The following is a 22,574-nucleotide window of genomic DNA, read 5'->3' as shown; positions in this document are numbered from 1 at the left end:
GCAGCTCCGCGCGAAGGCCTCTTACGCTTACTCGCCAAGTTCGAGCGCGGGAGCAGCGGATGCAAACTCGTCACGTGATCGTGAGAAACAAGACCTCGACGTTCGGCCGAACTCCGTCGGCAAGCGCGGTCAATGCCTACGCAGCAGCCATCAGGCGATACGATCTGCTGCAGCCTGATCAGGAGCAGCGGCTGGCACGTCGTTGGCAGGAAACGCGGGATCCTGACGCCGCCAACGTGCTCGTCACCAGTCACCTCCGCCTCGCAGCCAGGTTGGCGCGAGGTTACAGGGGATATGGCCTTCCGCTGGTTGATCTCATTGCTGAGGCAAATCTCGGGCTCGTGATCGCGGCCTCACGTTTCGAGGCCGACCGCGGCGCGCGGTTTTCCAGCTATGCAGTGTGGTGGGTCAAAGCGACCATTCACGAGTACATCCTGCGGTCCTGGTCACTGGTCCGGATCGGTACAACGACGGCCCAGAGGAAGCTGTTCTTCAGGCTCCGCAGCGAGATGAGGAGAGCGACAGGCGGCGAGATGGCGGGCCTCACGCCGGAGGCGGCCAAGATGATTGCCGGGAGGCTCGACGTCGCGACGCGCGACGTGATCGAGATGGACTCCCGCTTGAACGGCGACCTCTCGCTGAATGCGCGCGTTGGAGGCGACGAGGAGGGAGCCGAGTGGCAGAGCTTGCTGGTTGACGATGCAATCGACGCCGAGACGGTCATCGCCGAGCAGGAACAGACAGAGCGTCGCACCAACGCGCTACGCCTTGCACTCGATGTCCTTACGGAGCGCGAGCGGCGCGTATTGGAGGCGAGGCGGCTGGCTGAGCACCCCCGCACACTCGAACAGCTTGGTCGTGAACTTTCCATCTCGAGCGAGCGGGTCCGGCAGATCGAGATCTGCGCATTCGCAAGGGTCAGACGGGCCGCGGTACTGGCGGCGCAGAATGCGGCGCGTGCTTTCGGATCGAGCGGACGCGTATCTCCCGCGCGGTGCGATTATTCTCGTGGCGTTCCGGAATCCACTCCGGAAGAACTCACTTCTCTCTGAGCGATCGAGAACCGGTGATGGTCGCGGCCGAGCGCAGTCGTCCCGGCAAGAGGTCCTGAATTAGTTTTCATTTGAACAGACGCCGGCTCGCAATCATCTGTTCAAAGTTCGCCGCAATAGTCTTCAGGCAGAAGTCATCATGGGAATTGTTCGCTTCGCGCTGCGGTTTCCGCATACGTTCTACGTGCTTGCGGCGTTGATCCTGTTTCTCGGCGGCATCGCGATTTGGTCGATGCCGACGGACATCTTTCCCGAGATCCGCATTCCCGTCGTCACCGTCATCTGGAGCTACACCGGCCTCTCGACCCCGGAGATGGAGCAGCGTGTCAGCACGTACAGCCAGTATTCGATCAGCGCCAATGTCAGCGGCATCAAGAACATCGAGGCGCAAACGCTCAACGGTTTGTCGGTTCAGAAGATCTACTTCCAGCCGGACGTCAATCTCGATCTCGCGATCTCGCAGATCGTCTCGGCGACGAACGCGATCCGCGCCTTGATGCCGCCGGGTATTCAGCCGCCGGTCATCGTGCAGTTCAATGCCTCGAGCGTGCCGGTGCTGCAGCTCAGCCTCGAGTCCGACAAATTGAACGAACAGCAATTATACGATTTCGGCATCTACCGGATCCGGCAGCAGCTGGCTCCCGTCCCCGGGGTGACGCTGCCAACGCCTGCGGGCGGCAAGTATCGCCAGATCATGGTCGACATCGATCCGAACAAGCTGCTGTCGCGCGGATTGACGCCGCTCGACATCGTCAATGCAGTGAACACCCAGAACCTGACGCTACCGACCGGCACGGCGAAGATCGGCGACACCCAGTACACCGTCCGGACCAATGCGACACCGGCCTCGATCAAGGATCTCAATATGATCCCGGTCAAGTTCGCGAATGGCGCCACGATCCTGCTGAAGGATGTTGCGCAGGTCCGCGACGGATCACAGGTGCAGCAGAACATCGTGCGCGAGGACGGTCATCGTTCGGTTCTGCTCAGCGTGATCAAGAACGGCAACGCTTCGACACTTGCCGTCGTCAACGGTGTCAAGCATGCCTTGAAGTCGATTCGGGCCTCGGCACCTGCCGGGCTGAAGATCAATGAGCTGTTCGATCAATCTGTCTTCGTCACTCATTCGGTCGACGGCGTGCTGCGGGAAGGCGCGATCGCGGCGGGCCTCACGGCGCTGATGATCCTGGTGTTTCTGGGATCATGGCGGTCGACGCTCGTCGTCCTGATCTCGATCCCGCTTGCGATGTTGTCATCGCTCGTCGTTCTGCATTTTCTCGGAGAGACCCTCAACACGATGACGCTGGGGGGACTCGCGCTTGCGGTCGGCATACTGGTCGACGATTCGACGGTGACGATCGAGAACACGCATCGGCTCTGGACGGAGGAGGGGATGCCGCTGTCGGACGCAACGCTGCATGGCGCAGCCGAAATCGCGGTGCCGACGCTCGTCTCTACGCTCGCGATCAGTTGCGTGTTCACTTCGGTGGTGTTCCTGCAGGGGCCGGCCAAGTACCTCTTCACGCCGCTTGGTCTGGCGGTGGTGTTCGCAATGCTGGCGTCATACGGACTGTCGCGGACGCTGACACCGATCACGATCGGTCTGCTGCTGAAGGGCGAGCGGCGCCATTCCAAGGACGAGAGCCCGTCCGGGATTTTCGCGAGGGCCTCCGCCATGTTCGAGCGTGGATTCGAGCGGCTGCGCGACGGCTATTCCGATCTGCTGATGGTTTTGCTTAGGCGCCGCAGCATCATCCCGGTGATGGCCGTGCTGATGCTGGCCCTCGGGGCCGTCATGTTCATCTACGTCGGCAGGGACTTCTACCCCTTGATCGACGGTGGTCAGATCCAGCTCCATGTTCGCGCACCCGCCGGCACCCGCATCGAGCACACAGAGGCGATCTTCCAGGCAGTCGAGGACAAGATCCGCGAAGTCATTCCGGAAAAGGACCGGGCACTTATCGTCGACAATATCGGGCTCCCGGCGCGCCCCTATAATCTGGCATTCACCGACGGTTCGACGATAGGGGTGAACGACGGCACCATCCTCGTGTCGCTCAAGGAGGGACACCGGCCGACCGCGGATTATGTCAAGAAGTTGCGCCAGGTGCTGCCATCCGCATTTCCCGAGGACCTCTTCTATTTTCAGGCGGCCGATATCGTCACGCAGATCCTGAACTTTGGCCTGCCGGCGCAGATCGACGTCCGGACGGCCGGCTACGGCGCCAACAATCTGGCGGTGGCAAAGCAGGTGCAGAAGAGCCTGGCGGCAGTTCCCGGGATCGTCGATGCGCATCTTCAGCAGGAGGTCGACGCTCCCGCATTCTACGCCGACATCGACCGCACCCGCGCTGCGCAGCTCGGGCTCAATGCCAGCACGGTTGCGACAAACATCAATGTCAGCCTCAGCTCGTCGGCCCAGGTCTCGCCCAATTTCTGGACCGATCCGACGTCAGGCATTCCATATTACCTGGCTGTGCAGACCCCCGAATACAGGGCCAATTCGCTCAATGCTCTGGGAAACACACCGGTTTCGGCCTCGCTCGCTGCGGGCGGGCAGACAGTGCCGGGTCTGCTCAGCAACGTCGCAACGTTCAAGCGGGGCACCGTGCCCACCAATTTGAACCAGGCCAATGTCCAGCCGGTGTTCGACGTCTATGCGAGCGTCCAGGGCCGCGATCTCGGCAGCGTGGCGGCCGATATCGACAGGGTCACCGCGACGCTGCAGAAGCAGCTCCAGCCCGGCAATTCGATCCAGGTCCTGGGCCAGATCCAGAGCATGCATCAGTCGTTTCGCGATCTCGGGATCGGGCTGCTGTTTGCAGCCATCCTGGTCTATCTGCTGATGGTCGTGAACTACCAGAATTTCGGCGATCCCTTCGTCGTCATCCTGGCGCTGCCGGCAACCTTCTGCGGTATCGTGACGATGCTGTTCATCACGGGAACGACGTTGAACGTGCCCTCGCTGATGGGCGCGATCATGGCGGTCGGCGTTGCGTCGGCAAATTCGATCCTGCTCGTGACCTTCGCGCGTGACGAGCAGCTGAAGGGGCACTCGGCCTTCCAGGCTGCGTTGAGCGCGGGTCGCACGCGAATCCGTCCGGTCCTGATGACGGCCGCCGCGATGATCGTGGGCATGATCCCGATGGCGATCGGAGGCCCGGGCGAGGAGCAAAACGCGGCGCTCGCGCGTGCTGTTATCGGTGGGCTGCTGTTTGCAACGCCGACGACATTGCTGATCGTGCCCTATCTCTTCGCCATGCTGCGCAAGCGCAACGATGGCAGGCCTCATCACGGCGTATTCGAGGAGATACCGAAATGAGCGATGTTCGCGCGCGCACCGATGATGACGACGCAAGAGGCCGGCCTGATGCAGAGAGCTGCCGGATCGTGGAATTGCCCGGGAAGGGCGGGCGGCCGCAGCGCCGCTACGGCGGTGTGTTGCTCGGAGGTGGTGTGCTCCTGCTGCTCGCCGGCGGTCTGGGTATCGGCGGCTGGCGGCACTATCAGGCCGCGCGCGACGTCGCTGCAGTGACAGAGCAGGGCAGGACCGCCGTGCCGGAGGTTCGGGTGGCCACGGTTCGCCCCAGCGGCGACATCATGAAGGTCACCTTGCCTGCGACGACGACGGCATTCGAGGCGGCAAACATCTTCGCGCGAACCAGCGGCTATATCGAGAAGCGCTACGTCGATATCGGCGATCGGGTGAAGAAGGGCGACCTTCTCGTGGAGATCACCGCGCCGGAGCTCGACCAGCAGATCGCGCAGGCCCAGGCGACGCTGGCGCAGAACCAGGCCTCCCTGCAGCAGGCGCAGGCGAGCCGGGAGCTTGCCGACGTCACCAATGCGCGGGATAGCAATCTGGTCAAGCAAGGCTGGCTGACGGCCCAGCAGGGTGACAACGACCGCCTCACACTGCGTGCCCAGCAGGCGGCCGTGAATGTGGCCCAATCGAACATCACGGCGCAGGAAGCGCAGATTCGCGTTCTTCAGCAGGAGAAGGCCTACCAGCGCGTGGTGGCGCCGTTCGACGGCGTGATCACGCAGCGTAATGTGGACAACGGCAGCCTGGTCCAGGCCGGATCGACCTTCATGTTCACGCTGATGCATTCCAGCGTGATCCGAACGCAGGTGTTCGTTCCACAGGACGAGGCCTTCGGAGTCACGCCGGGCGTTGATGCCGAGATCCGCGTCCCCGAGATTCCGGACCGGACGTTTCCGGGCAAAGTTACGCGCATCGCAACCGCGTTGCAGCCGGGAAGCCGAACGCTGCTGACCGAGATCGATGTCCCGAATCCGGATGGGGCCTTAAGTCCCGGCATCTATTGCACGGTCGAGCTGTCGATCCCGCGCAAGACGCCATCGATGACGCTCCCGTCCGATGCGCTGGTCTTCGATCAAAACGGACTTCACGTCGTGGTGGTGCGGAGTGGCGTCGTTCATCTGCAGAAGGTGTCGATCGCGCGGGATTTCGGTACGTCGGTCGAAGTGCGCGACGGCGTGCAGCCCGGCGAGCAGGTCGTGCTCAATCCGGCGGTCAATCTGGCGGAGGGCAGCAAAGTCGCCATTCGCAAGCAGGACGCGAGCTAGGGGACACGGGCATGATTCGGATCGTACCCGTCGCGCTGATTATCCTGCAGCTGGGTTGTCTTCCGAGCGAGGCCCAGGTGGCAACGACCGGGAGCACGGCAATGAGTCTCCCAACCGTGCCGGGGGCTGTCGTCATCTCGCCGCTCAATAGCCCTGGTCCGTTTTCGGCAACGACCGAGCCCGGCGCGCCCGATACGACGCTGGCGCCGGTTCCGCTCGCCTCTAATCCGACGACGCCGGGTACGGTTGTTGTCTGCGCGCCGCCGTCGAATTCTCCGACATTGGCGCCGGCGACACCGCTCGTATCGAGCACGGGCCTGCCGACGCCGGGCAGCGTGGCCCCAATACTTCCGGTCATGGGGCAGATCAGTAGCTCCACGGGCACAATTCCTGCGGCTGCGCCCGCGGGAGCGGGAACGACGGTCACCTGCAGTTCAACGCCTGGAGGGCAGACGACGAGTGCTGCGTCTCTGCCGCTCTCGATCCCGCAAGTGCCAGACAATCCGGTGCCTGGGACGATCCTGGAGGACACCAGCGGGGCTGGCGGCACTGGCATTGATCCAAATGCCGTCGTGCCTAGTCCGAACAGCTCCGCCTGCATGGAAGGGGTTTCTATGAACCTGGCGTCGCCTGCGACGGTGTTGCCGGCCAATGCGTCGGGTGCCGCGCCAACGCCGGGAGTGTCGCCGATCCTGCCGCCGGGATGCTGACGGAAGCTGTGCCGCGTCGAACTGCTGAGTAGCGGCAGTCTTCTTCCTTGAGGCTGCCACTTCGGTCGCCGGGCGGCGGCAGCAACGTAGCGACCATTCGATATTTGTCGATCCCGGAAGGAAGAATGGCACCATCAGGGAAAGTTGCCATTCTTCCTTCCATCCGTGAGACAGACAAGCCCCGTGACCACGTGCGATCCTTTCAGCTCAGCACCGGCAGTTGCCTTGTGCCGAGGGGGCGTCGTCCAGTGCGCGCAATCAGTAGCCGGATGTCGGCTCGCAGGGCGGACGGCGCCATGGCGCGGATGCGTAGGCGCCGACGTCCGGAGCCCTCACGCAGCCGCGTTTGGCCGTGACCGGAATACGTTGCGTCGAGGCGTAGGCGTCGACATTCGTCCGCCGCGCGTTCGAATTGCCTTCGCGAGCCATCGCGGGGGAGGCAACCATGGCCGCGGCGATCAAGCCGGCGGAAAAGAGTTTCAGTGTAGTCATTGCAGGTCTCCTTGACAAAGCGACGCCGGGAACGTCTCGGCTCGCTGGCCAGACATGTGGATGCGAACGTCGGATGGGCAGTATCAATCGAACGATCATTTTCGTCTTTGCACGAAGTCATGGTCACGCAGGGATTCCGAGGATTTTCGCACCAAGCACGAAGCGCTGTCGCTTCCGTTCGGTCGCACGAGACATCGTTCTGGTGTTATCGGCGCCAGTGGTGGTCGTGAATGTGAACCGCGCCGAACACGGGGGCGGCACCGCCGGGACGTTCGAGCCCCATGCGTCCCGCCGGAGTCAACGCGCCGCCATTCAGCACGTCGCGATCAGGATACATCGAGGCGAAGGTTGCGGGCTCCTGGTCGGCGAAGGACCAGGCCGCGGACGCTGACGATGCCGTCGCTGTTGAGATCAGTGTCGCGGCAATCAGGATCTTGAATGCACTCATAGCGATTCTCCATTTTTGCTGTGTGCGGAGAGTCGCTTGGCGGGATCGCTGCTCGGCTGATGGCGTTTCCGGAAGTATCTTCTATACGGGGTTATATAAGCAGCGCGGTCGGTAAAGCCCGCTGGACGAGCATCACTCTTGCGAGAAGATGATCGAATGTCAGTGCTGGCCGCGCCGTCGATGATTGTCCGGTGCGCCGTCGAAACGGAGTGCTGTCACCGATGTCATAATTGATCGCGCGATCGTGCATGGTCAATTTGCGCGCGGCATCCAGTTTCTAGATGCAAGTCATACAGCATGTGGAGTGTGGACCATGAGACCGCTTTCGTTTCTCTGCATCGTCACCTGCCTTGCGCTCTCGGGCGCGGCGTCCGCGCGTGGCGGCGTTGGTTCACACATGTCGATGACGAGCGGCGGAGCGCTCGGCTCGAGTGCCGCTGTGCCGGGGACGAACTCGCTCGGCACGGCGCTGTCATCGTCCGAGAGCGGTCATCGCGCGACGAAGGGTCCGTTGCTCGGCACAGACCCGACAATCGACAAGGACGACGCCCAGCTCGAGAAGATGCTCGAAGGATCGATCTGCCGCGGCTGCTGAGGACGCGGATTGGGACGGTGCGGCGCTTGGCCGCCCGCACAGTGCAAGGCAGCGATCTCCTCGCGCGGATTTTCAAGGCCCTTCATTCGTGTAAGATGAGCGGCACGGTCACGAATACACAGAAGATGTCCCTCCTTTCACGCCGAGAACTGCTCGATAGGGCGGCGCGTATCACGGCGCTGGTCGCATGGCCCGGCTGTGCTGCCGCCGACGATTATCCCTCCCGTCCCATCAAGCTGGTCATTCCCTATACGGCTGGCGCCGCTGGTGATCAGATCGGCCGTCCCTGGGCCGACAGGATGGCGTCGCTGCTGGGCCCGATCTACGTCGAGAATATCGGCGGCGCTGGCGGCGCGATCGGCTCGGCCGCGGTGGCGCAGAGCGCCCCGGACGGCTATTCGCTTCTGCTCGGCAATGGAAGCACACAGGTGATGATTCCGTTGTCCTCGGCGCAGCCCGCCTACGACACCGTTCGTGATTTCCGCGCCATCTATCGCCTGATTACCAGCACGCTTGCATTTGCGGTTCACCCCTCCTTGCCGGTGAAGGACCTGCCGGAGCTGGTAGCTTTTGCAAGAGCCAATCCGGGCAGACTCTCCTACGGCACTCCGGGCATTGGCACCGGCAATCATCTCGTTGGGGAGATGTTCAGGCTGCAATCCGGTCTCGCAGCAGACGTCGTCCACGTCCCCTATCGGGGCATGAGTGCCGCCACCAATGACCTGGTTAGCGGCCAGATCTCCGCCGTCATTGCCGTGGTGTCGAGCCAGATCCTGCAGCTGCACCTTGCGGGCAAGCTACGGCTGATCGCCGTGACGAGCGAACAGCGGTTGAGGGGGGCGCCGGGGATTCCGACGGTGATCGAATCCGGCATGCCGGGCCTCAGATATGCCGGCTGGTTTGGCTTGTTCGCCCCACGAGCAACCCCCGATACGATCGTGGAGCAGATCTCTACGGCAACCCGCACGGCGATGGCCGATCCGCAGTTGCAGGAAAGCTATCGTACGCAAGGTCTGGAGCCGGACATCGATTCAGGTCCCGACAAATTTCAGCGCCTCGTCGAGGACGAACTGGCCCGCCTTTCTCCCATCGTCAAGTCGATCGGGCTCAAGCGCGACTGAGATGAGGCCAAGGTGTGTGCCACATACGATGCCACAGGAGGAGGTCAACTGGCTGCGAGCGATCCGGAACGGGGAGGTCCCAGTTCGGCAAGCAACTCCCTGGCCGTCTTGAGACTGCGCGTTTGGAATCCCTCGGTAAACCGGTTGGAGACGGACGCAAGCGTGGCATAAGCGTCCTGGCGGCGGCCCTGCCTCTGCAATAACCTCGCAAGGCTGATTGCGGCACGCAGCTCGTAACCCAGCGCTCCCTGTTGGTGGGCTACCTCAAGGGACTGTTCAAGGATCTGTTCCGCCTTCACGACGTCCGAACCGGCCTTCCGCGCCAGCGTTTCGGCTCTTACCCGCAGCATATCCGGCATTTCCATCAGGAAGTTGCAGTGCCGGGCCTGAGCGATCGCCTGGTCGATCGTGTCCAGCGCTTCGTCGCCACGACCGGTGGCCGAGAGCGCTGCTGCAAGCGGCACGCAAAGGCCGGCGACCGCGCCGAAGCGGTGGTACTGCAATTTCTCGACCGAGCTCCTCAGCATGGGGATCCCGGAATCGGTTGCGCCGCGTGCCAGCAGCGCAATCCCCTTCATGGCTTCGCCAACGATCTGAAGGGCGAAGAGATTGTGCTGGTGAGTTTCGGCAAGCAGCCCGTCAATGAAGTGCTCGTAGCTCGCTAGCTCTTCGGCCCAGTAGAAGACATCAAACGCCCAGAGCAGTGCTCTGCAGCGCATGATGGGATGGTTCACGGTGATCAAGTCGGCGACGGCCTTTTGCACCGTTGCCATGGCCTGGTCGGGATATCCTTGAAGCCATAGGATGCGGGCCAATGTGATCTGGGCACGGCCCGGATGATCGAGCGCCAGCTCCTCGTCGACGTCCAGGCCCGAACGCGACAAGGCCGCCTCGATGTACAAGCGAGAGGCGGTGACATCGCCGAGATAGTGGCAGGAGATGCCGAGCGCCAGGTGCATACGGGCCAGCGCTGCTCGATCATTGCTCTTGAGCGCAATGGCCTCACCTCTCCGAGCGGTGCTCAATGCGTCGTCAAACTTGCCGCTGAAGAGTTGCAGCAGGTGCAGCCGATCGATCAGGCGGACCTGGCTGGGGAGGTCGCCATGTCTCCCGGCCAACTCGAGCGCGGGGCTGAGACTGGTGATGCCGAGATCGTCGAATTGCCCGGCGAGCGTCCGGGCCCATCCCAATGCGGCGTGAAGCGCGAGACCATGTTTTACGCTTCCGGCCGTTTGGTCGAGCGCGTCGATGGCTCGCGTCACCCAGAGTTGGCACTCGGTCAGAAGCGACAGCCTGAAGAACAGAGGGATCGACGCCGTGGCGAGAGCGACGCCGATTTCACGGTCGCCTTGATCCGAGAAACACCAGGCCAGCGCGCTTCGTATGTTGCCGAATTGATCGGCCACGGCCGAGAAATCCTTCTCGCCCAGCTTTTCGAGCAGAGCGAGAAAGTAGGCGGCGTGGCGTCGTGCCATCGCCTCGGCATCGGTGCTGGCGGTCAGTTTGTCCCGTGCGTAGGCCCGGGTCGTGTCCGGAAGCCGGTATCGCGTCGATTGCGGACCTGTGTTCAATGCAAGGATCGACTTGGCGACGAGGCTGTCGATGATCGCCAGGACCGTGTTGTCGTCTTCCTCGAACCCGGCGGTCGACCGTGCGGCGTCCAGGGTAAAACCGCCGACGAACACGGAAAGCCTGCCGAGAATGACGCGTTCGGTTTCGGACAGAAGATTGTAGCTCCATTCGATCGTTGCCCGCAGTGTCCGGTGCCGGGGCAGTACGGTGCGCCGTCCCTCCCACAACAGATTGAACTGATTGTCGAGAAGCTGGATCATGGCTCCGGCGCCGTAGGTGCCCACGTGACCGGCGGTGAGTTCGATCGCAAGCGGGATGCCGTCGAGCCGACGGCAGAGGTTGCCGACGTCCGACGCGTTCGCATCCGTCAAAGCAAACTCGCCGCCGGCTGCAGTCGCGCGCTCCACGAAAAGCTCGACGGCGGGATAGGTGAGTGCACTCGCCGCCGTCAGAATGGCTTTCTCGGATGGGCTCGCGAGGGGCGAGAGGCGGTATGTGTGTTCGCCTTCGACGCGCAGGAGCTCCCGGCTGGTGGCCAGGATGTGCAAATCCGGCGCTTCCTTGTAGAGCCGTTCGGCCAGTGACGCTGCCGCCTCGATGACATGCTCACAGCAATCCAGGATGACCAGCATGCGCTTGTCACGCAGGAAGGCGACGAGGCTGCTGGCGGGATCGTTCGGCCCCGCCGCCAGCCCAAGAGAAGACGCCGCAATGGCCGGTACGAGAGCGGCATCGCTGGTCTCGCCGAAGCTGACGAAGTAGATCTGACCGGCGAATTCCGCGAGCAGCGCGTGGCCCGTGGAAACCACGACCGTCGTCTTGCCGATGCCGCCAGGGCCGACGACCGTGACAAAACGCTGGGTCTTGAGTTTGTCCGATATGTCCTGGACGGTTTGCTCGCGTCCCATAAACTGTCGCGGATGGATCGGCAAATTGTGGGGATAACTGGATCGAGGGGGCGCGGGTTTCCGCTGCTCCGGGCTCGAGAGCGAACCAACAAAGCAATAACCCTGTCCCGAAATCGTGGTCAGATATTTGGTGCCGCCATGGCCGTCTCCGAGCGCCTTGCGGAGTGCTGCGATATGAACACGCAAGTTGTTCTCGTCGACACCGCCGTCCGGCCATGTCTTCGCTATCAGATCGCTCTTGCGGACCACCTTGCCGGCTTGCCGGATCAGCGTGAGCAGGATGTCAAATGCGCGGGCCGACAGTTGGATCGGGCTGCCGTCTCGTTCGATCCGCCTCTGCAGGACGTCGAGGCGAAACGGCCCGAAAACGAAGGTATTCCGGACGGAGCTCTCTTGGACCGCAGCGCCGGCAGGGATTGTCGTGTTCTTGGTTCGCCAACAGGAGGCCATTTTGGGGATATCGACCCGACAAAGTACTCGTCACGTTCTATGACTTGGAAGTGCACCAAGCTGTGTGAACCCGGTCGCGACCGCGAACGTAGCATCCGACTGTATCCCGGTAAAGGATCGCCAGCGCGCGGCATACCGCTTCGACTTTGGGGAGGGTGCTCCTTACGAGTTCGCGGAGTTTTTTTCAGAAAACGACCTTCGATTATGGAAACGCACCAGAAGGTCCGGCTTTCGGGAGATCATGACTTGAAAGTGCGGCGCCACCGTCCGGGATTTAGGCCGGCGTGTTGCTTGAAGGCCGCATTGAGATGGCTCTGGCTCGACAAGCCGCATAGCGCGGCGATCTCCGCCAATGTGAGGTTCGACTGTTCAAGGAAGTTCTTGGCTACGCTTACCCGCTGCGCAATCAACCATCGATGCGGTGACATGCCGGTCGAATAGCAGAAAGCGCGTGCGAACCGGGTCTCCTCGGCCTTGATGCTTCAGGTAGCTCGCTCATCGGCTTGCCTCCGTGTGCGTGAGACGGGCTATTCTACTCCGATGGCCGCCGGTTTGAGAATATCTGCCAGTCCGATCCGGTCGAGCAGTTCCGCGCGTTTCCCGTCGGCGACTGCGTCGACGGCTGCAGCTCCATCCTCGTCAGGCCCGAAATGCACCCTCAACGGACGCTGCCCGAACGGCATGTTCAGGACGTCGGCTATTGCGCGGGCGACGTCTTGCGAAGCGGAATCGGGTGGCGAAAGCTCGGCAAGTCCCGACAATGCGGTTTCGCTCACGTCGGCGGTCGGACCATCTGCGTATTCTTCCGATCGAATTGTGTCCGCCGGCCGGCCGGTGCGAACGTAATGGCCCGGTCCGAGCGCGCTGGGAACCACGATGGTCGTCTCGATCCCCCAACGTGCGAGCTCGCCGGCATAGCAGAGCGCCAGCGCGTCAAGGGCAGCTTTCGACGACGCGTAGACTCCCTGGAAAGGTACAGCGCCACCCCGCGCGCTGCTCGACGTGATCCATATCAGCAGGCCCTGGCCCTGCTTGCGTAATTGCGGCAGTGCCGCGCGATTGAGGCGCTGTGCGCTCAGCACGTTGGTCTCGTAGAGCCCGGCGAGTTGCTGCGGCGTAAAGGCCTCGGTCGGGCCGTAAACCACCTGACCGGCATTGTGCACGACCACGTCGAGGCCGCCGTTTTCGGCGATGATCGTGTCGATGGCTGAGTTCAATGAGCTTTCCGAGGAGAGGTCGAACTCGATGACGCAAAGGCCGGCGCCATGGTCGTCGAGATCCGCTCCGATGTCCTTGGCGGTGGCCGCGTCCCGCGCTGAGACGTAGACTGTGTGGCCGGCCTGCACCAGTTCCCTGCAGGTGCTCCGCCCGATGCTGTTTGCTGCCCCTGTGACGACGATCACTTTGCTCATTCGATCCCCAATCGCATTTCATGCTCCGCCAAGACGGCAGCGCCGTCGCGATACCGCCCATTCTCTGTGATCAGGCGCTGGCTCGTGTGCGGAGAGCACCTGACATAGGGCTCCCGCGCGGGACGGGTCTTTCGAGCGCGACGATCGATTTTCAAAACGCACGAATTATTTCCAGAACGCCCGACGCCGCTCCGCGTGTATTGCCGGAATACTTGAAACCGGCAGTCCGGACGTGCCTTCGCGAAACTGACGGTGTGTTTGGAAAGATCGGTGCCGCGGCGACCCGCTAAAACGATTCTGTATCGTTCGAGCAGAGCCCTGCGTTGGATCGCCGGACAGTTCGAGCGGTGGAAGGAGACTTGATGAATCAGCCTGGTAGACTAAAGGGTCCGGGCCTTGGGTCGCTTGTTTTGATTGCAGTCGTTGTCGGCGGCAGCGCTGCTGCGTTCGCTTACACGGCAGGATGGCTCTCGCCGGGACGTCTCACTCCGGAGCGGATGATCGCGGCGCTGACGCCCCCGAGCGGTGCGCCACTCGGACACCGAAAGAATCATGCCAAGGGAATCTGCTTCACCGGCGTGCTCGAAGCGAATGGAAACGGTGTGGAACTCTCCCGCGCAAAGGTCTTCGTGCAGGGCCGTTATCCGGTCCTTGGACGTTTCAACCTCGGCACGGCCGATCCGAACGCCGTAGATGCGACCGTGCGTGTGCGCGGCATGGGGCTTCAGATCTCGGCAGCAGACGGCGAGCAGTGGAGAATGGCAATGATCAACCCGCCGTTCTTTGCGGTTTCGACACCTCAGGCCTTTCACGACCTGCTGGTTGCGTCCGGCAAGAAGGATCCGGAGGCGATGAAGGCGTTCATTCAGGCGAATCCGGAGTTTGCCGCTTTCGCAGCCTGGGCCAAGGCGGCGCCCTGGACGGGCAGTTACGCGGAAGAGCCCTATAACAGCCTCGACAGCTTCGTCTTCGTAGATGCAAAGGGCGACGGGCGCGTCGTACGATGGTCGCTACGGCCTGCGGCGGAACGGATTCCGGTTTCGCAAGCCGACCTTGAAAAGGCCGGCCCGAATGTCCTCGAGCAGGAGATCGAGGAACGGATTCGGAATGCTGGCCCGCAACGATGGGCCATGGTCACGACCGTGGCCGAACCGGGCGATCCGACTGCCGATCCGAGCAGGGCGTGGCCGGAAGAGCGCCGCGCGGTAGAGGTCGGAACGCTCGTCGTGCAGCGGATCGAGCCGGAGCGGGATGGCCCGTGCCGTGACATCAACTTCGATCCGACAGTCCTTCCGCAGGGCATACGGGTATCGGATGACCCATTCCCGGCGGCACGCTCATCGGTGTACCGCAGATCCTACGATTTGCGTGCGGCCGAGGCGAAGGACTATCCGCGAACCGAGGCGGTGCAGCAATGACCGACGCTCCCCGTCGTTTTGCCCTGATCCAGCGGCTGGTGCACTGGTTCATGGCGGCATGCATCTTCGCCATGCTCTTCATTGGTGCGGGCATGGTATCAACCGTCGCGCCGAAATATCTGCCTCTCGTCCTGATCCACAAGACGCTCGGGGTGGCTCTCCTCGCTCTCGTCCTGATCAGGCTGGCGCTGCGGCTTTATTACGGTGCCCCGCCGTTGCCGGCCGATCTCCCATGGAGCATGAAGCTTGGGGCGAGATTGTCTCACCAACTCCTCTATGGCTTGATGATCGTCATGCCGTTGCTTGGTCTCGGCATGCTCTGGGCTGCGGCCTATCCGGTCGTCCTCTACGGCGGGATTCAGATTCCGGCGCTGCTGTCGCAGAGCGACGGCGTGCGCACGCTGCTCTGGAACGCCCATTTCTATCTGGGCTTCACGTTCTTTGCCCTCGTGCTGCTGCATCTGGCGGCGGCGCTGTTTCATGCACTGATCCGCCGCGACGGCGTATTCGGGACGATCTCGCTTCTGCCGTCGCGGGACAGGATGACCCCCGTGGAATGAACCGGCTGCGCGCCGGCAGGCCGTCGCGCGCGTGCAATTCGAGAATGGTCTTTCAGGTAGGAAAGACCACTGGCGCGAGGGGCGGCTAGATGTCCCTACCTCCATCAAGGATACCGACCATGACCAAAGCAGACCTCCAGAGCCCGACCGATCTCGGAGCCAACGCGAACCGGGACGTTCCAGCCGCGCTGAGAGCGCTGCTGGCGGACGTCTTCGCGCTCTACCTGAAGACCAAGAACTTCCACTGGCACGTATCGGGCAGCCACTTTCGCGACTATCACCTGCTGCTCGACGAGCAGGCCGATCAGATCTTCGCCATGACCGACGACATCGCCGAGCGCGCGCGCAAGATCGGCGGGACCACGCTGCGCTCGATTGGTCACATCGCGCGCGAGCAGCGCATTCTCGACAACGATGCGGACTATGTCGATCCGCTGGACATGCTCGCCGAGCTGCGCAGCGACAACCAGCAGCTGACCCGGGAAATGCGCCGGGTGCACGAGCTTTGCGACGAATACAGCGATGTTGCGACCGCAAGCCTCCTGGAAAATTGGATCGACGAAACGGAGCGGCGCGTCTGGTTCCTGTATGAGACCGGCCGAAACGGGCCGAACTCGTAAGCGCGGGCGTGCCGTTCGGCCGGGAGGCGGATGAAGGATGAGCGGCCTCTCGAAGCTCTCGGCGAACGGCGGCATGACGGCGGAGCGCCGGCTGCTGCGAGAGTTCGCGCATCGGATCGACGACGAGCTTGCGTCGGCGATTGATCTGGTGTCGAAAGCCGCCAGTCGCTGCGACGCGAGGGAAGCGAGGGCGACGCTCGCTTCCCTGCAGGAACGGCTGGAAAGTCACGTGCGGCTTCATCACGCGCTACAGATGCCGCAGTTCACCACGATCGTCGATCTGGCGGCCTATCTTCAGCAATTATGCCGCTCGATCAGCCGTTCCAGCCTCGAAGGCGAGGGTATTTCGCTCTCGCTCTTGCTGCATCCGTTGAAGATGAGCTCCGAGCGTTGCTGGCTGCTGGGGATGATCGTCTTCGAGCTGGTTACCAGTGCGGCGGGCCGCGTATCTCACGGCGGAACTGGCGCGATTCATCTCGAAATGTGGGTGACGACTACGTCAGTCGCTTGCTCCGTCACGGACAACGGCTCGTCTGACGAGGGACGGCATCAGCAAGAGGAGCGCGCCATCGTCGAGGCACTTCTCGAGCATCTGAACGGGACGGTCGATGTTCACGCCGGACCCGGGGGCGCCACGACTGTCGTGAGCCTCCCACGTTGGTCGTGAATCGCGCAAACCGATCCGCACCGTGCGGATGAACTAATACCGCTGCGTCCTCGAAAGATTGCTGCTGGCCGGTTTCGCTAGGCTTGCTTCATGGCCGGCGAACCGGTCCTGCGAACAAGGGTCAAACCATGACGGATATCTCGAACTCGAAGGCATCGCTCGGAAGGGCCATTCACGCGATTGCTGGAGAATGGGGCTGGTTCGTTGCGCTGGGTGTTGGCGAACTGATATGGGGATTCATCGCATTCGGACTGGCCCTCAGGAGCCGCGCCTCCCGTCCTTCCGCTCAGCCAGCGGTGGTGTGAGCCATGATCGCGAGCTCGACATTCACGCGGCATCAGGAGATCGCCTGGCGTGGTGGCCACACGAGGTCTACCTCGCGGTTTATTGCCGAGGAGACCGCCATCGCACTCACCTACAATGGCTCCACCCATGCAGTCATGATGGGAACGCCGGCGGACCTCGAGGATTTCGGGGTCGGCTTCAGTCTCACCGAGACCATCGTCGAGCATCCGGACGAGATCAGGGATATCGATCTGGTCCCGAACGAGCTCGGGATCGAGGTGCGGATGTGGCTCCATGGCGACCGTGCCGCATCCCTGGCTGCGCGGCGCCGGGCCATCAGCGGCCCCGTCGGATGCGGACTATGCGGCATCGAGAGCCTCGAACAGGCACGCCGTGCACCGTCGCGCGTGGCCGACCGGGGTGCCACGTTCTCAGGAGAGGACTTGCTGACGGCCATTGGGGCGCTGTCTCCCCTTCAGATCCTGTATCAGCAGACGCGAGCCGTCCACGCAGCGGCCCTTTGGCATCCGCGCCTCGGTATCGCTGCGATCAGGGAGGACGTCGGCCGACACAACGCGCTCGACAAGCTCGCCGGCGCAATCACGCGCGAGGGCAGGTCGGCCGGCGATGGTGTCGTGCTGCTGACCAGCCGCGTTTCGGTCGAGATGGTGCAGAAGGCCGCCATGATCGGCGCGCCGGTGGTCGTGGCCGTTTCCGCGCCCACTGCGCTCGCCATTCAGACCGCGGACGAGGCTGGAATCACGCTGGTCGCGATCGCTCGCGACGACGGGTATGGCGTGTTCACGCATCCGCACCGTGTTCTGTTGCCCGAAGATGCCGCCTCGCGCACGAACCTCTGACCGCAAGGGCTGACGACAATGGCGGTGCGGGCTGCAGCACGGGAGTCGGCGACCGGGACGGACGCCGGCGTCTACGTTCCGGAGCAATCCCTTCTCGTCGCATCGCTGCTGAGCATGTCGGGCGGCTATCTCGACGCCTTCACCTGGCTCTCGCTCGGCGGCGTCTTCGCAAGCTCGCAAACCGGCAATGTCGTCTTTCTCGGGCTCTACGCCGCATCCGGACAATGGCAACATGCGGCCCATCACCTCGTGCCGATCGCCGGCTTCCTCCTGGGCGCTTCGTTGGCGATCCGCATTCGTGCGCCGCTGCTCTGTCTCGCCGGCGAGATCGTGTTACTGGCCGCGGTGATGCTGCTGCTTCATCGCATTCCGGCTCCGGTCGCGATTCTCGGAATGTCCTTTGGTGCCGCGCTGCAGTCAGCCAGCTTCAGGCAGGTCGAGCGCTGGAAGTATCTCTCCGTCACAGTCACTGGCAACATGCTTCGCGCCATCGATGAGCTCGTTGTGACAACAGATCGGGAGGCCACGCGCGGCACCGGCGCCATGCTGATGCTCTGCCTGATGTTCCTCTTGGGGGCGGCCGTCGGCGGCTGCACAACGCGGTGGCTCGGCGCGTGGAGTCTTACCTTGCCGATCGCCTCGTCGATCTGCGTTCTCTGGCTCTGTCTCCGGCATCGCCCTCCGTCCCGAAGCTGAGTCATCGTTCTCACCATCGGCATGCGCAGCGATCGTCACGCGCAACCCCGGACCCACCATGCCATTCAACAAAAGGACGTTCGTTCGGGGAAGCGGGCGCCTGATGCGGCGCCTAAACTTCCTGTCAAAGTCGACAACATCCAGCAGCCGGCTGCCCGCGTGCCGTGGGCGGCGAAGCGAGCCTGAGCGAACGGGAGCCTCCGATGGATCCGACAGCCCTTCTTCTATCGCGGCTGCAATTTGCCTTCACCATCTCGTTTCACATCATCTTCCCCGCCTTCACGATCGGGCTAGCCGCCTGGCTCACCGTGCTCGAAGCGATGCGTCAGTACAGCGGTAAACCCGTCTACCGGATCCTGTTCGAGTTCTGGCTGAAGATATTCGGCGTAGCCTTCGGCATGGGTGTCGTCTCGGGGGTGGTGATGGCGTTCCAGTTTGGCACGAACTGGAGCGTGCTCTCGAAGATGTCGGGGCCGATCCAGGGACCGCTTCTGTCTTACGAAACGTTCACCGCCTTCATGCTGGAAGCCAGCTTCTTCGGCATCCTCATCTTCGGGCGGACGCGCGTGCCATCCTGGTTCTACCTGTTCTCCACCGCCATGGTGGCGCTTGGAACGACGCTTTCGGCGTTCTGGATCATGGTGAACAACAGCTGGATGCAGGTGCCGACCGGCTATGTCATGCAGAACGGCCAGTTCGTGCCCGTGGACTGGGCGCAAATCATCTTCAACCGGGTGGTTTGGGTCAGGTTTCCGCACATGTTGCTCGCCTCCTATCTCACTGGTGCGTTCTGCGTCGCGGCAACCGGCGCGTGGTATCTGCTGCGGCGGACCTATCGTGCGGAGGCCCGGGTCATGCTGAGCATGGGGCTTGCGCTCGCCGCCGTGCTGCTTCCGGTTCAGCTCTTCATCGGGCATCTCGTCGGCGACTATGTCCACGACCTTCAGCCGGCCAAGTTCGCTGCCATCGAAGCTCGTTGGCACGACGAGCAGCCCGCCTCGGAGGTTCTGATCGCGATTCCAGATTCGGGCACGGAATCGAACAAATACGCCATATCAATTCCGATCCTCGGGAGCATCATCGGAAGCCTCAGCCTGACTTCGAAGGAGGTCGGCCTGACCAGCTTCGCGCCGCAGGATCGGCCGCCCGTGTTGATTCCGTTCTTCGCCTTCCGGATCATGGTCGGCTGCGGCCTCGTCATGCTGGGGCTGGCTTGGCTCGGGACCTGGCTTGGCCTGAAGAATCGCCTCGAGCGCAGCCGCCTCTTGCTTTGGGGCATCTTCCTCAGTTTTCCGCTGCCATGGATAGCGATCCTTACCGGCTGGTACACGGCGGAGGTCGGCCGTCAGCCATGGACGATCTACGGCGTGCTGCGAACTGCTGATGCCGTGACGCCGTTCCTCACGGCCTCCGCCGCGATGATGTCGCTGATCCTGTTCGTCGCGGTTTACGCCTTCATCTTCTCGTTCGGGACCTACTACATCTATCGGCTGCTGCGGGCCGGCCCGCCGGGACTAGGCGGCAAGCCGCTGGACATCCCGGCGCCCAATCGGCCGATGTCGCTTGCCGACCAGTTGCCGCCGACGCGCAGCTATCTCGAAGCGGGAGAATAGACATGGTGATGTTCTGGGTTGCGCTTCTCGCCATCAGTATCCTGATCTACCTGCTTCTGGACGGCTTCGACCTCGGCGTCGGCATGCTGTTCGGCCTGACCCGCAGCAAGTCGAAACGAGAGGCCATGCTGGGTACGGTTGCCCCGGTCTGGGACGGCAATGAAACCTGGCTGATCGTCACAGGTGTGATCCTGTGGGGCTCGTTTCCCCTGGTCTATTCGATGTTGCTCCCGGCTCTCTATATCCCGGTTGTCGTCATGTTGCTGGGACTGATCCTGCGGGGAGTGGCATTCGAATTTCGTGGCAAGGCATCACGCTCGCGCTGGATCTGGGATGTCTGCTTCGCAACAGGCTCGTTTGCCGCAACCTTCATGCAGGGAGCGATGGTGGGCGCGATCGTGGAAGGACTGCCATTCTCGAACGGGGACTATACCGGCGGGACCTTCGGTTGGCTGACAACCTTCGCCGTCCTGTGCGGGATTGGGCTCTGCTTCGGCTATGCGCTGCTCGGCGCCTGCTGGCTGGTGAGGAAGAGCGACGGCCCCGTGCGGGACATGGCGCGGCGCCAGATTCCACCGCTCGCGATAAGTGTCCTCGCATTCCTGGTCATCGTCTTCGTCCATGCGCTCGCCGAACATCTTCCGATTTTGCACCGATGGATCGACCGTCCCTATTTGTTCGTGTTTCCGCTGATCGGCGCCGGTGCAGCCGCAGTGCTCGCCAGGAGCATCCTGAACCACGACGACTACTGGCCGTTTCACATGGTGTCGCTGATCTTCGTGGCGGCATTCGGAACGCTCGCCCTGTCGTTCTGGCCCTACATGATTCCGTTTGTCGTCACGATCGAGGAGGCCGCAGCTCCCCATGCAAGTCTCGCGTTCATGTTCTGGGGCGCCGGCTTGTTCGTCTTCCCGCTGATGCTGCTCTATATGGCAGTCGGTTATCGCATCTTTCGTGGCAAGTCCGTTTCCGCGGCCGATCACTACTGACGGCGGCGACCTCGCAAGGATGGTGTTTGGCAGGATAAGAAAAAGGCGCCGTTTCCGGCGCCTTTTTCGTTCGGACCCCTTGTTCAGGATTTCGGCATGATGCCGGGGCTGTTGTCCGGCCATTGCGCGATCAGCTTCTCGTCGATGTTGAAATGCTGGGCGACCAGTTTGGGCGGCGTATGCGTCAGCCAGTTGGAGAGCGACACCTCCTCGTAGCGAGGTGCGCGGAATACGCCGACGAACTGCAGCTCCGTGTCGCCGATGTTTTCCACATAGTGACCGAGGTTACGCCGGACATAGCCGATGTCGCCGGCGGCGAAATTCGTCGTCAGAGCATTGGGACCGGTATCGAACACGGTCATCCGCGCCTTGCCCTTGATGTAGTACTGCCACTCGTCGGCATTCGGATGCCAGTGCATCTCCCTGACGGCTCCCGGCGGCATCGTCACCAGCGCTGCGGCGACGGTGGTGGCCACCTTGAAGGTGGTGCTGTCGGCGACGCGAATGGTTCCGGCCGAACTCTCCTTGACTGGAGCCGAGCCGGCCAGCGAATGGACGAAGGGGTAGGGCGGCGCTTCGGCGTGCTTGGTGGCGGCCGCGCGATCTGCGGCGAGATCTCCCGGCAATGTGCCCTGGAAGATCCAGCGGTTGTGAAGCGGAATCTTGGCGAAAGCGTCGGCCGGAACGCCGAAGTTCTTCGCCAGCACCTCGGGGGGCGTGTGCGCGAACCAGTCCGTCACCAGGAGCGTGTTGAATTCGTTGGCATGGCCGTCGTCGAAGCAGATCACGAATTCGCAGCCGTCGGGACCCAGTCCCTGCAGCGAATGCGGCGCGCCCGGTGGAAAATACCAGAGGTCGCCGGATTTGAGGTCGGCGACATAGGGGCGCCCTTGCGTATCGAGCACCGTGATGCGGCAAGCGCCGTAGGTCATGATCGCCCATTCCGCGGCCTGATGCCAATGCAGCTCGCGAATGCCGCCGGCCGACAGCCGCATGTTGACGCCGGAGATTTCCTTCGAGATGGCGAAATCCGCGACAGTGACCTGGCGCGCCCAGCCGCCATCCTGGATGCGTCTCGGTGCATTGTTGAACGAGGCCCAATCCATCGGCAGGCCGCCGACGTCGGTCGCGGGCGGGATTTGCGCCGAGGGAAACTGGCTGGCGAGCCCCGGGTTCTGCGGACCGGGATCGGTCAGGCTTCCTGGGCTTTTGGCGTTTACGGCGCCTTGCGGCGGCTCGTCCGGATTGCCGAAGGTCGCAGCCTGCGCGCTGGAACCGACCATGGCGGCGCCCGCCGCCGACATCGCCAGCAAATCACGTCGTGAGAACATGTTCGATTCCTCCTGAAAATTGTCGCGAGCCCCGCATCGCGACGGGCTCCAGACACCAGCCTAGTTTCCGGCTGCCGGCTCAGCTTCCGGGAACGACGTTCCTTTTTCTGGAACGCACTGGCTGCTTCAGCCGGCCGGTCTGGTCCGAACGTGTGCAAATGAGAAATTCGAACTCCGATTTGAAA

The 22,574-nt window shown here is 62.7% G+C and carries 19 protein-coding genes; 13 read left to right on the top strand and 6 right to left on the bottom strand.

The window, feature by feature from the left end; genetic code table 11:
* Positions 1-59: 59 nt before the first annotated feature.
* The 3 genes from rpoH (at position 60) to RAD10_RS20570 (ending at position 5,642) form a co-directional block, all read left to right on the top strand.
* Positions 60-1,052 (top strand): RNA polymerase sigma factor RpoH, encoded by a 993-nt coding sequence (gene rpoH / locus RAD10_RS20580; RefSeq protein WP_461619001.1) that lies wholly within the window; start codon positions 60-62, stop codon positions 1,050-1,052.
* Positions 1,053-1,191: 139 nt separating this feature from the next.
* Positions 1,192-4,374: an efflux RND transporter permease subunit gene (locus RAD10_RS20575; RefSeq protein WP_461619000.1), complete on the top strand. Its 3,183-nt coding sequence runs from the start codon at positions 1,192-1,194 to the stop codon at positions 4,372-4,374.
* Entirely contained in the window at positions 4,371-5,642 is a 1,272-nt protein-coding gene (locus tag RAD10_RS20570; protein WP_461618999.1) for an efflux RND transporter periplasmic adaptor subunit, read from the top strand. The genes RAD10_RS20575 and RAD10_RS20570 overlap by 4 nt, the downstream gene beginning before the upstream one ends.
* 968 nt (positions 5,643-6,610) lie before the next feature.
* On the opposite strand, the gene RAD10_RS20565 is transcribed toward RAD10_RS20570, so the two are convergent.
* Positions 6,611-6,844, bottom strand: coding sequence for a hypothetical protein (locus tag RAD10_RS20565; RefSeq protein WP_461618998.1), 234 nt, complete (start codon positions 6,842-6,844; stop codon positions 6,611-6,613).
* Between the two features lie 205 nt (positions 6,845-7,049).
* Positions 7,050-7,292, bottom strand: a complete 243-nt coding sequence (locus tag RAD10_RS20560) for a hypothetical protein (RefSeq protein ID WP_461618997.1) — start codon at positions 7,290-7,292, stop codon at positions 7,050-7,052.
* Between the two features lie 313 nt (positions 7,293-7,605).
* Between RAD10_RS20560 and RAD10_RS20555 the strand changes: the two genes are divergently transcribed.
* Both RAD10_RS20555 and RAD10_RS20550 read left to right on the top strand, forming a co-directional pair.
* Positions 7,606-7,887: a hypothetical protein gene (locus tag RAD10_RS20555; protein WP_461618996.1), complete on the top strand. Its 282-nt coding sequence runs from the start codon at positions 7,606-7,608 to the stop codon at positions 7,885-7,887.
* Positions 7,888-8,012: 125 nt separating this feature from the next.
* Positions 8,013-9,008, top strand: coding sequence for a Bug family tripartite tricarboxylate transporter substrate binding protein (locus tag RAD10_RS20550; RefSeq protein WP_461619186.1), 996 nt, complete (start codon positions 8,013-8,015; stop codon positions 9,006-9,008).
* Between the two features lie 44 nt (positions 9,009-9,052).
* Here the strand turns inward: RAD10_RS20550 and RAD10_RS20545 are convergent, their stop codons facing one another.
* The 3 genes from RAD10_RS20545 to RAD10_RS20535 form a co-directional block, all read right to left on the bottom strand.
* Positions 9,053-11,938, bottom strand: coding sequence for an ATP-binding protein (locus RAD10_RS20545; RefSeq protein ID WP_461618995.1), 2,886 nt, complete (start codon positions 11,936-11,938; stop codon positions 9,053-9,055).
* A 239-nt stretch (positions 11,939-12,177) separates the two neighbouring features.
* Positions 12,178-12,417, bottom strand: a complete 240-nt coding sequence (locus RAD10_RS20540) for a helix-turn-helix domain-containing protein (protein ID WP_461619185.1) — start codon at positions 12,415-12,417, stop codon at positions 12,178-12,180.
* Positions 12,418-12,465: 48 nt separating this feature from the next.
* Positions 12,466-13,350, bottom strand: a complete 885-nt coding sequence (locus RAD10_RS20535; RefSeq protein ID WP_461618994.1) for an SDR family NAD(P)-dependent oxidoreductase — start codon at positions 13,348-13,350, stop codon at positions 12,466-12,468.
* A gap of 362 nt (positions 13,351-13,712) precedes the next feature.
* Here RAD10_RS20535 and RAD10_RS20530 point away from each other — a divergent pair, with 362 nt between their 5' ends.
* The 8 genes from RAD10_RS20530 to cydB all read left to right on the top strand — a co-directional run bounded on the left by RAD10_RS20530 (position 13,713) and on the right by cydB (position 21,058).
* Entirely contained in the window at positions 13,713-14,768 is a 1,056-nt protein-coding gene (locus tag RAD10_RS20530) for a catalase family peroxidase (protein ID WP_461618993.1), read from the top strand.
* Positions 14,765-15,328, top strand: coding sequence for a cytochrome b (locus RAD10_RS20525; protein ID WP_461618992.1), 564 nt, complete (start codon positions 14,765-14,767; stop codon positions 15,326-15,328). The genes RAD10_RS20530 and RAD10_RS20525 overlap by 4 nt, the downstream gene beginning before the upstream one ends.
* 119 nt (positions 15,329-15,447) lie before the next feature.
* The gene (locus tag RAD10_RS20520) at positions 15,448-15,948 is read left to right on the top strand and encodes a Dps family protein (protein ID WP_165637092.1); all 501 of its coding nucleotides are present in this window, start codon (positions 15,448-15,450) and stop codon (positions 15,946-15,948) included.
* A 37-nt stretch (positions 15,949-15,985) separates the two neighbouring features.
* Positions 15,986-16,615: a histidine kinase dimerization/phosphoacceptor domain -containing protein gene (locus tag RAD10_RS20515; protein ID WP_461618991.1), complete on the top strand. Its 630-nt coding sequence runs from the start codon at positions 15,986-15,988 to the stop codon at positions 16,613-16,615.
* A 308-nt stretch (positions 16,616-16,923) separates the two neighbouring features.
* Positions 16,924-17,760 (top strand): formate dehydrogenase accessory sulfurtransferase FdhD, encoded by an 837-nt coding sequence (gene fdhD / locus RAD10_RS20510; RefSeq protein ID WP_461618990.1) that lies wholly within the window; start codon positions 16,924-16,926, stop codon positions 17,758-17,760.
* Positions 17,761-17,778: 18 nt separating this feature from the next.
* The gene (locus tag RAD10_RS20505) at positions 17,779-18,456 is read left to right on the top strand and encodes a YoaK family protein (protein ID WP_461618989.1); all 678 of its coding nucleotides are present in this window, start codon (positions 17,779-17,781) and stop codon (positions 18,454-18,456) included.
* A 203-nt stretch (positions 18,457-18,659) separates the two neighbouring features.
* Positions 18,660-20,069 carry a cytochrome ubiquinol oxidase subunit I gene (locus tag RAD10_RS20500; protein ID WP_461618988.1) on the top strand — a complete coding sequence of 470 codons (1,410 nt, stop codon included), beginning with the start codon at positions 18,660-18,662 and terminating at the stop codon, positions 20,067-20,069.
* A 2-nt stretch (positions 20,070-20,071) separates the two neighbouring features.
* Positions 20,072-21,058 (top strand): cytochrome d ubiquinol oxidase subunit II, encoded by a 987-nt coding sequence (gene cydB / locus RAD10_RS20495; RefSeq protein ID WP_461618987.1) that lies wholly within the window; start codon positions 20,072-20,074, stop codon positions 21,056-21,058.
* 83 nt (positions 21,059-21,141) lie between these two features.
* On the opposite strand, the gene RAD10_RS20490 is transcribed toward cydB, so the two are convergent.
* Positions 21,142-22,389 (bottom strand): oxalate decarboxylase family bicupin, encoded by a 1,248-nt coding sequence (locus RAD10_RS20490; RefSeq protein WP_461618986.1) that lies wholly within the window; start codon positions 22,387-22,389, stop codon positions 21,142-21,144.
* Positions 22,390-22,574: the final 185 nt, after the last annotated feature.

The organism is Bradyrhizobium sp. 23AC (assembly GCF_054863025.1).
The sequence above is the reverse complement of the archived record's forward strand: the minus strand, read 5'-3'. Positions and strand labels throughout refer to the sequence as shown.

Coding starts and splice junctions, on each gene's coding strand:
- RAD10_RS20500 (WP_461618988.1), top strand. CDS start 18,660: ATGGATCCGACAGCCCTTCTTCTATCGCGGCTGCAATTTGCCTTCACC.
- rpoH (WP_461619001.1), top strand. CDS start 60: ATGCAAACTCGTCACGTGATCGTGAGAAACAAGACCTCGACGTTCGGC.
- RAD10_RS20565 (WP_461618998.1), bottom strand. CDS start 6,844: ATGACTACACTGAAACTCTTTTCCGCCGGCTTGATCGCCGCGGCCATG.
- RAD10_RS20530 (WP_461618993.1), top strand. CDS start 13,713: ATGAATCAGCCTGGTAGACTAAAGGGTCCGGGCCTTGGGTCGCTTGTT.
- RAD10_RS20515 (WP_461618991.1), top strand. CDS start 15,986: ATGAGCGGCCTCTCGAAGCTCTCGGCGAACGGCGGCATGACGGCGGAG.
- fdhD (WP_461618990.1), top strand. CDS start 16,924: ATGATCGCGAGCTCGACATTCACGCGGCATCAGGAGATCGCCTGGCGT.
- RAD10_RS20570 (WP_461618999.1), top strand. CDS start 4,371: ATGAGCGATGTTCGCGCGCGCACCGATGATGACGACGCAAGAGGCCGG.
- RAD10_RS20560 (WP_461618997.1), bottom strand. CDS start 7,292: ATGAGTGCATTCAAGATCCTGATTGCCGCGACACTGATCTCAACAGCG.
- RAD10_RS20520 (WP_165637092.1), top strand. CDS start 15,448: ATGACCAAAGCAGACCTCCAGAGCCCGACCGATCTCGGAGCCAACGCG.
- RAD10_RS20505 (WP_461618989.1), top strand. CDS start 17,779: ATGGCGGTGCGGGCTGCAGCACGGGAGTCGGCGACCGGGACGGACGCC.
- RAD10_RS20545 (WP_461618995.1), bottom strand. CDS start 11,938: ATGGCCTCCTGTTGGCGAACCAAGAACACGACAATCCCTGCCGGCGCT.
- RAD10_RS20550 (WP_461619186.1), top strand. CDS start 8,013: ATGTCCCTCCTTTCACGCCGAGAACTGCTCGATAGGGCGGCGCGTATC.
- cydB (WP_461618987.1), top strand. CDS start 20,072: ATGGTGATGTTCTGGGTTGCGCTTCTCGCCATCAGTATCCTGATCTAC.
- RAD10_RS20490 (WP_461618986.1), bottom strand. CDS start 22,389: ATGTTCTCACGACGTGATTTGCTGGCGATGTCGGCGGCGGGCGCCGCC.
- RAD10_RS20525 (WP_461618992.1), top strand. CDS start 14,765: ATGACCGACGCTCCCCGTCGTTTTGCCCTGATCCAGCGGCTGGTGCAC.
- RAD10_RS20535 (WP_461618994.1), bottom strand. CDS start 13,350: ATGAGCAAAGTGATCGTCGTCACAGGGGCAGCAAACAGCATCGGGCGG.
- RAD10_RS20555 (WP_461618996.1), top strand. CDS start 7,606: ATGAGACCGCTTTCGTTTCTCTGCATCGTCACCTGCCTTGCGCTCTCG.
- RAD10_RS20575 (WP_461619000.1), top strand. CDS start 1,192: ATGGGAATTGTTCGCTTCGCGCTGCGGTTTCCGCATACGTTCTACGTG.